5 protein-coding genes are annotated in these 6,020 nt (G+C 66.4%); 3 read left to right on the top strand and 2 right to left on the bottom strand.

Annotated features, from left to right (window positions below):
* Positions 1 to 394: 394 nt before the first annotated feature.
* The gene (locus ACT4OC_RS24985; RefSeq protein ID WP_444841718.1) at positions 395 to 901 is read left to right on the top strand and encodes a hypothetical protein; all 507 of its coding nucleotides are present in this window, start codon (positions 395 to 397) and stop codon (positions 899 to 901) included.
* A gap of 34 nt (positions 902 to 935) precedes the next feature.
* On the opposite strand, the gene ACT4OC_RS24980 is transcribed toward ACT4OC_RS24985, so the two are convergent.
* Both ACT4OC_RS24980 and galU read right to left on the bottom strand, forming a co-directional pair.
* The gene (locus ACT4OC_RS24980; RefSeq protein ID WP_444841717.1) at positions 936 to 1,193 is read right to left on the bottom strand and encodes a DUF7662 domain-containing protein; all 258 of its coding nucleotides are present in this window, start codon (positions 1,191 to 1,193) and stop codon (positions 936 to 938) included.
* A gap of 116 nt (positions 1,194 to 1,309) precedes the next feature.
* Positions 1,310 to 2,182: a UTP--glucose-1-phosphate uridylyltransferase GalU gene (gene galU / locus ACT4OC_RS24975; protein WP_444841716.1), complete on the bottom strand. Its 873-nt coding sequence runs from the start codon at positions 2,180 to 2,182 to the stop codon at positions 1,310 to 1,312.
* A gap of 226 nt (positions 2,183 to 2,408) precedes the next feature.
* Between galU and ACT4OC_RS24970 the strand changes: the two genes are divergently transcribed.
* Both ACT4OC_RS24970 and ACT4OC_RS24965 read left to right on the top strand, forming a co-directional pair.
* Positions 2,409 to 3,770 (top strand): lytic murein transglycosylase, encoded by a 1,362-nt coding sequence (locus ACT4OC_RS24970; protein ID WP_444841715.1) that lies wholly within the window; start codon positions 2,409 to 2,411, stop codon positions 3,768 to 3,770.
* Positions 3,771 to 3,990: 220 nt separating this feature from the next.
* Positions 3,991 to 5,781, top strand: a complete 1,791-nt coding sequence (locus ACT4OC_RS24965) for a DUF459 domain-containing protein (RefSeq protein WP_444841714.1) — start codon at positions 3,991 to 3,993, stop codon at positions 5,779 to 5,781.
* Positions 5,782 to 6,020: the final 239 nt, after the last annotated feature.

The following is a 6,020-nucleotide window of genomic DNA, read 5'->3' as shown; positions in this document are numbered from 1 at the left end:
TGACGCAGCAAGCGGCCCATCGCAACCCGCACCACGTTTCGTGACGATCGCGAAACGTCCCTCACGGTGGCACGGGCTGGGCGGACGTATAACGTAAATCGGAATTCCGGTAAAGAGAAATATTTTTGATTTAGGGGCTTGACATGATTCTGCCAAACCGAAGCAGTTAGCGCGTGCCGGATTTGCAACCCCGGCGCCGGCACCGCCCGAAGCAGGAGCCAGATACCGATCCGTCGTGACGGCGGCCCAACCATCGCCCCGCCCCGGGCGCATCGCCGGCATTAACCCTGTCGGCAAACACTCTCTACGCAGGGCGCGTCGTCAGGCCATCCGCCGCCAAGCCGCCGCATTGAACCGGAGAATTTCACCGGCGCCATGCAGGTGGAGAAGCATCATGCTGAGAATGGTGTTGTTGGGTCTCCTCATCCCACTGGGTGTGGGCGTGCTGTCGGCAATGGAACTGCGAACTCCGCGCAGCGAAGGAGCCGAAGTCCAACCCGCTGCCGAGACCACCGCAGCCATTTTCGATTCCCATGGCGCGTTGGCGAAGGCCGATCGCCTTGAAATTGCCGCTGCAAACAACGAGGCGCCAGTACAGCCTGCTTTGGAGGACGAGCGCGCTTCTCAGCCGGAAGACATCGGTATCGGTTCTTCGGAGCCACCGCGGCTGATCAAGCGACACCGACACGACCCCGGATCGAAGACCGTCACCCGTGCACGTCCCAAGTTGAAGCGTAAGGCAGCCGCCGTGAAGCCGAAGGCCGCCGATATCAAGGCAGCCGATATCAAGCGAACCGCCATTTCCCGGCGTTCAGGGGCGGCTGGCGACACCGAGCCCTGTCGGCTAAAGGCGTTTGGCGGTCTGCTCAAGGCGCTGAACTCAACCGACTGCGAGATCTGAGTTCGGCGGCTGATGGCTCGCGTGGGGAAGTCCCTCACCGCCCTCGCTTCATCCGCTTGAACTTCACGCTTCTGCCGTCCGCCTGCCGCGTTGCGATGTAGCCGCCTTCGAGGCAGGCCTCGCGCTGCGGCATCTTTTCCTGCGGGCTGCGCAGGCTGTCCCACCAGGAGGCGCGGTGCGCCGCGCGCGGCAGGGCGGCGTCGATGATTTCCTCGATCTGCTCGAAGGTCAGCACGAATTCGGCAAGCGTCTGTTTCTTCAGGTAGTCCCGCAACGCGTCGTAGTCGTTCATCTCAAATCCCGCTCTTCCCCCGAGCATGATCTTCGGGATCATGCTTTGGGCCGCTGCACCGGGGGCGGTCGCATCGCGGCCGAACCCGGAATGGCATAGGCAGCGCCAGGCGCTGCCTATGCCAGATACTTCTTCATCTCCGCGCGCAGGCCGTCGCGCAGCTCCGGGCGGGCCATGCCGAAGGCGATGTTGGCGCGCAGGAAGCCGGGCTTGGAGCCGCAGTCGTGGCGTTCGCCCTCGAACTCGACGCCGTAGAACTTCTGCGATTTGGACAGCCCGATCATGGCGTCGGTGAGCTGTATCTCGCCGCCGGCGCCGCGCTCCTGCGTTTCCAGGATCTTGAAGATCTCCGGCTGCAGGATGTAGCGGCCGGTGATCGAGAGATTGGACGGCGCGGTGCCCTTCGGCGGCTTCTCGACCATGCCGTCGACCTCGAATATCTTGCCGTTGCGCTTGCCGATGCCGCAGATGCCGTATTGATGGGTGAGGTGGTCCGGCACCGCCTCGACCGCGATCAGATTGGCCTTGGCCTCCATCGCGCTTGCAGCCTCGATCATCTGCTTGAGGCAGCCCGGCGTGTTGAGCACGAGCTCGTCCGGCAGCACCACCGCAAACGGCTCGTCGCCGACGATGTCGCGCGCGCACCACACCGCGTGGCCGAGACCCAGCGGCGCCTGCTGGCGCGTAAAGCTCATGGCGCCGGCCTCGGGCTGGTTCGCGGCGAGAATCTCCTGCTCGGCCTTCTTGCCGCGCGCCTCGAGGGTAGTATCGAGCTCGAACATGCGGTCGAAATGATCCTCGATGACGCCCTTGTTGCGGCCGGTGACGAACACGAAATGCTCGATGCCGGCTTCCCTGGCCTCATCGACGACGTATTGAATGAGCGGCTTGTCGACGATGGTCAGCATTTCCTTCGGCATCGCCTTGGTGGCGGGCAGGACGCGGGTACCGAGGCCGGCGACGGGGAAGACGGCTTTGCGGATTTTCATGGGGATTTGACAGGGCCTCGAGGGGGCGGGTTATGCGTTCGACCGCATGGTGGTAGCCGGTTTGCAGCCGGGAACAAAGGCGGATGTGTGGTGCGGCGAAAAAGCCGCCGCCGCGATTCGGCCTTTGTTAAACTATTGGAAACCGGGACGGGTCCTTGTGAAGCCGGGATATTCGAGCGGACGGGTCATGATGAAGCGGCGGACTTTGCCTTCGACGATGGCGCGAATGAGTGCGCTGGCGCTTGCTGCAGCGCTGCTGGCGCCGGTTTCGGCGCCTGCCCAATCCCCGAGCGACGGCGTCTCCAACTTCCTCAACAACCTTTTCGCGCCGAAACCCGGCAATGGCGCGCAGCCGCCGCAGGGCGGATCGCCCTCCACCGGGGCGACGGGGCCGCTGCCCTGGAGCGGCGAGGACGGCGCCTCCGGCCACCCGCTGATGACCGCAGGCGCGATCCGCGAGGCGGCGGCGAATTTCGGCAATTGCGTCGCCGGCATGTGGCCGGATGCGGCGCGGCGCGGCGTTTCGCAACAGAGCTTTCAGCGCTTCACCGCCGGACTGGCGCCGGACTTGCGCATCATGGACCTGATGGATTCGCAGCCGGAATTCACCAAGGCGATCTGGGAATATCTCGACATCCTGGTCAACGACAACCGCATGGCCAAGGGCCGCGAGATCCTCGCCAAACACAAGGCGGAGTTCGATGCGGTAGAGAAGGCCTATGGCGTCGACCGCTACATCGTCGCCTCGATCTGGGGCATCGAGTCCAATTACTCGACCATGATCGGCGACCGCAGCGTGCTGAATTCGACGGCGACGCTGGCCTGTATCGGGCGGCGGCAGAAATACTTCAAGGACGAATTCCTGGTGGCGCTGGAAATCCTGCATCGCGGCGATCTCATGCCCGAGCAGCTGCGCGGCTCCTGGGCCGGCGCGTTCGGGCCGACGCAGTTCATGCCGACCGCGTTCAAGCGCTATGCCGTCGATGCCGACGGCGACGGCCGCCGCGACGTCGTCGACAACGCCTATGATCTGATCGCCTCGACCGCGAACAATTTGAAGAAGGACGGCTGGCAGAGCGGGGCGACCTGGGGCTACGAGGTGGTCATCCCCGGGGGCTTCAATTTCATGCTGGCGGATCGCAGCAAAGCGATGACGCTGGCGCAATGGGACCAGCAGGGGGTACGGCGCGCCAACGGCAAATCCTATCCCAATCCCAACGAGAGAGCCTATCTGCTGGCACCGGCAGGCAGCCAGGGGCCGGGCTTTCTGATGCTGCAGAACTTCCGCGTGATCATGAAATACAACCCGGCCGAGGCCTATGCGCTGGCGATCGGCCATTTCGCCGACCGCCTGCGCGGCGGGCCGGCCTTCGTGCAGCCCTGGCCGCGGCAGGAGCGGGTGCTGTCGCGCAGCGAGCGGCTGGAGCTGCAGCAGCTCCTCGCCCAGCGCGGCCTGTACAAGGGGACGCCGGACGGCCAGTTCGGCGGCCAGACCAGGGAGGCGCTGCGCGCCTTCCAGGTCTCGGCGGGGCTGCCAGCCGACGGATTCGCCACCTCGGACGTGCTCGACCGGCTGCGGGCGCGGTGATTCCGTCCGAATCGAGGGCAGATGCCCGTTTGACGCGTCTCTTGCCGCCAGCCGGTCCCGCCTCGCTCGAAAACGCTACGAAGTAACCTTCAAAAACAATGATTTAGCCCTACCCTTGACGGGTGGAGCCCCTGCCCCGTTTATGGGGGAAAATCCGCCCGCTTGCGGCCTCTTTCCGATAGTATAGCCATTGCGCCAGAATCCCTTGCGACCGAGCCGGATGCGAAAGCCAAAGCCATTTTATCGCGTGTTGACCGAGGGCGGTCCGCTGACCGTGCTCGCGGTCGCCATTGCGCTCCTGGTCGGCATCGCAGGACCTGCCTCGGCGCAGTTCTTCAATTTCGGCGGCTGGTCGCGCCCGGCCCCGCCGCGCCCCGGAGGCGGTGGCGGCGGTTGGTTCGGCGGCGATTTCTTCTCGCCGTTCCAGCAGCAGCAGCCCAAGCGCGTGCAGGATTTCTCCAGGGCCCCGCCGCCCGACAAGCGCGATCCGAATTTCGTGCCGGAACGGCACGTGCTGGTACTCGGCGACGGCATGGCCGACTGGCTCGCCTACGGCCTGGAGGACGCCTACCACGAGCGCCCCGAGATGGCCGTGATCCGCAAGAACCGCGCGACTTCGGGCCTGATCAGGTATCAGCCGCGCGGCGAGCCGTCGGACTGGGCCGCGGCCGCCAAGCAGGTCCTCGCCACCGAAAAGCCCGACGCCATCGTCGTCATGCTCGGCATCAACGACCGCGTCGCCATGCGCGAGACGGCGACGGAGAAAGCCGACAAGCCGGCCGACAGGAACAAGAAGGATGCGCGGGCGAAAGATGCCAAGCAGGCCGCCAAGCCCGACGCGGCCGCCAAGCCCGATACGGCCAAACCGGACGCCGCGGCCAAGCCCGACGACAAGCCGGCCGACGACGAGGCCGACAACGCCGACAATGCCGATACGCCCCCGATCGTCGCACCGGAGAAGACCGTGCGCTCGGGCAGCGGTCTCTACGAATTCCGCGACGAGCGCTGGATCGAGCTCTATGCCAAGAAGATCGAGGAGCTGATCGCGGTGCTGAAGACCAAGGGCGTGCCGGTGCTGTGGGTTGGACTGCCCGCGATGCGCGGTCCGAAGGGCACCGCCGACATGCTGTTCCTGGATTCGCTCTATCGCGACGGCGCTGGCAAGGCCGGTATCACTTATGTCGACGTCTGGGACGGCTTCGTCGACGAGGCCGGTCGCTTCCTGCAGAAGGGCCCGGACTTCGAAGGCCAGATCCGCCAGTTGCGCTCCTATGACGGCGTGTATTTCACCAAGCCCGGCGCGCGCAAGCTGGCGCATTATGTCGACCGCGAGATCACCCGCCTGCTCGCGGGCCGCTCCGGCCCGATCGCGCTGCCGAGTGAGCCGGCGACGCCCGACATCAATGCGGTGCCCGGCCAGCCGGCGCCGCGCCCGATGGCGGGGCCGATCGTTCCGCTGGTGGCGGCCTCGATCAACAACGATCAATTGCTCGGCGGCCCCGGCTCGCGGCCCGCGCCGGTCGACAATCTCGCCGCGCGCACGCTGGTCAAGGGCGAGGCGCTGGCGCCGCCGGCCGGGCGCGCCGACGATTTCGCCTGGCCGCGCCGCGAGGTCGGCCGCGAGCAGGCCAAGGGCGATTCGCCGGTGGCGAGCGTCGCGCCTGACGGCACGGTGGTGCAGCCCGGACCGCGGCCGCCGCCAGTGCAGCAGCAGCAACAGCGGCCGCCGCAGCATCAGCCCGCCCAGCCCGGATTTGGCCAGCCGCCGGCCGGGCATCCGGGATCGGTGCAGCCGGGACAGATCCAGCAACAGCGGCCGCCGCCGCGGCCGGCGCAAAACCCGACGCCGTCGCTGCGTGACCTGTTCGGCTTCGGCAATAGCGCGCCTGCGCCGCGCCAGGTCGCGCCGCCGCCAGGCGGGCCGCGCCCGCCGGTCAATAACGGCGTGCCGCGTCCGCCGGCCAATGTCGGCCGCTCGGCAGCCGTGCCGCCGTCCAATGCCACGCGCTGATAGATCCAACGGCTAATGCTAGACCCTCATGGTGAGGAGCCTGCGCAAGCAGGCGTCTCGAACCATGCGGCCCCGCTGGTGCCATTCATCCTTCGAGACGCGCGCGATGCGCGCTCCTCAGACCGTATGTCCCTTTGCGGAACGGAGGCGACTCACCCTCGATGCGCATGCGAGGGTTACCCGGATAGGCCGGGCAGAGCCTCACGCAAGGAGGGCGAGTCATGGGAGATTATAGCGAG

Source organism: Bradyrhizobium sp. (genome assembly GCF_052389815.1).
Taxonomy (GTDB): Bacteria; Pseudomonadota; Alphaproteobacteria; order Rhizobiales; family Xanthobacteraceae; genus Bradyrhizobium.
The sequence above is the reverse complement of the archived record's forward strand: the minus strand, read 5'-3'. Positions and strand labels throughout refer to the sequence as shown.

Coding starts and splice junctions, on each gene's coding strand:
- ACT4OC_RS24985 (WP_444841718.1), top strand. CDS start 395: ATGCTGAGAATGGTGTTGTTGGGTCTCCTCATCCCACTGGGTGTGGGC.
- ACT4OC_RS24970 (WP_444841715.1), top strand. CDS start 2,409: ATGAGTGCGCTGGCGCTTGCTGCAGCGCTGCTGGCGCCGGTTTCGGCG.
- galU (WP_444841716.1), bottom strand. CDS start 2,182: ATGAAAATCCGCAAAGCCGTCTTCCCCGTCGCCGGCCTCGGTACCCGC.
- ACT4OC_RS24965 (WP_444841714.1), top strand. CDS start 3,991: ATGCGAAAGCCAAAGCCATTTTATCGCGTGTTGACCGAGGGCGGTCCG.
- ACT4OC_RS24980 (WP_444841717.1), bottom strand. CDS start 1,193: ATGAACGACTACGACGCGTTGCGGGACTACCTGAAGAAACAGACGCTT.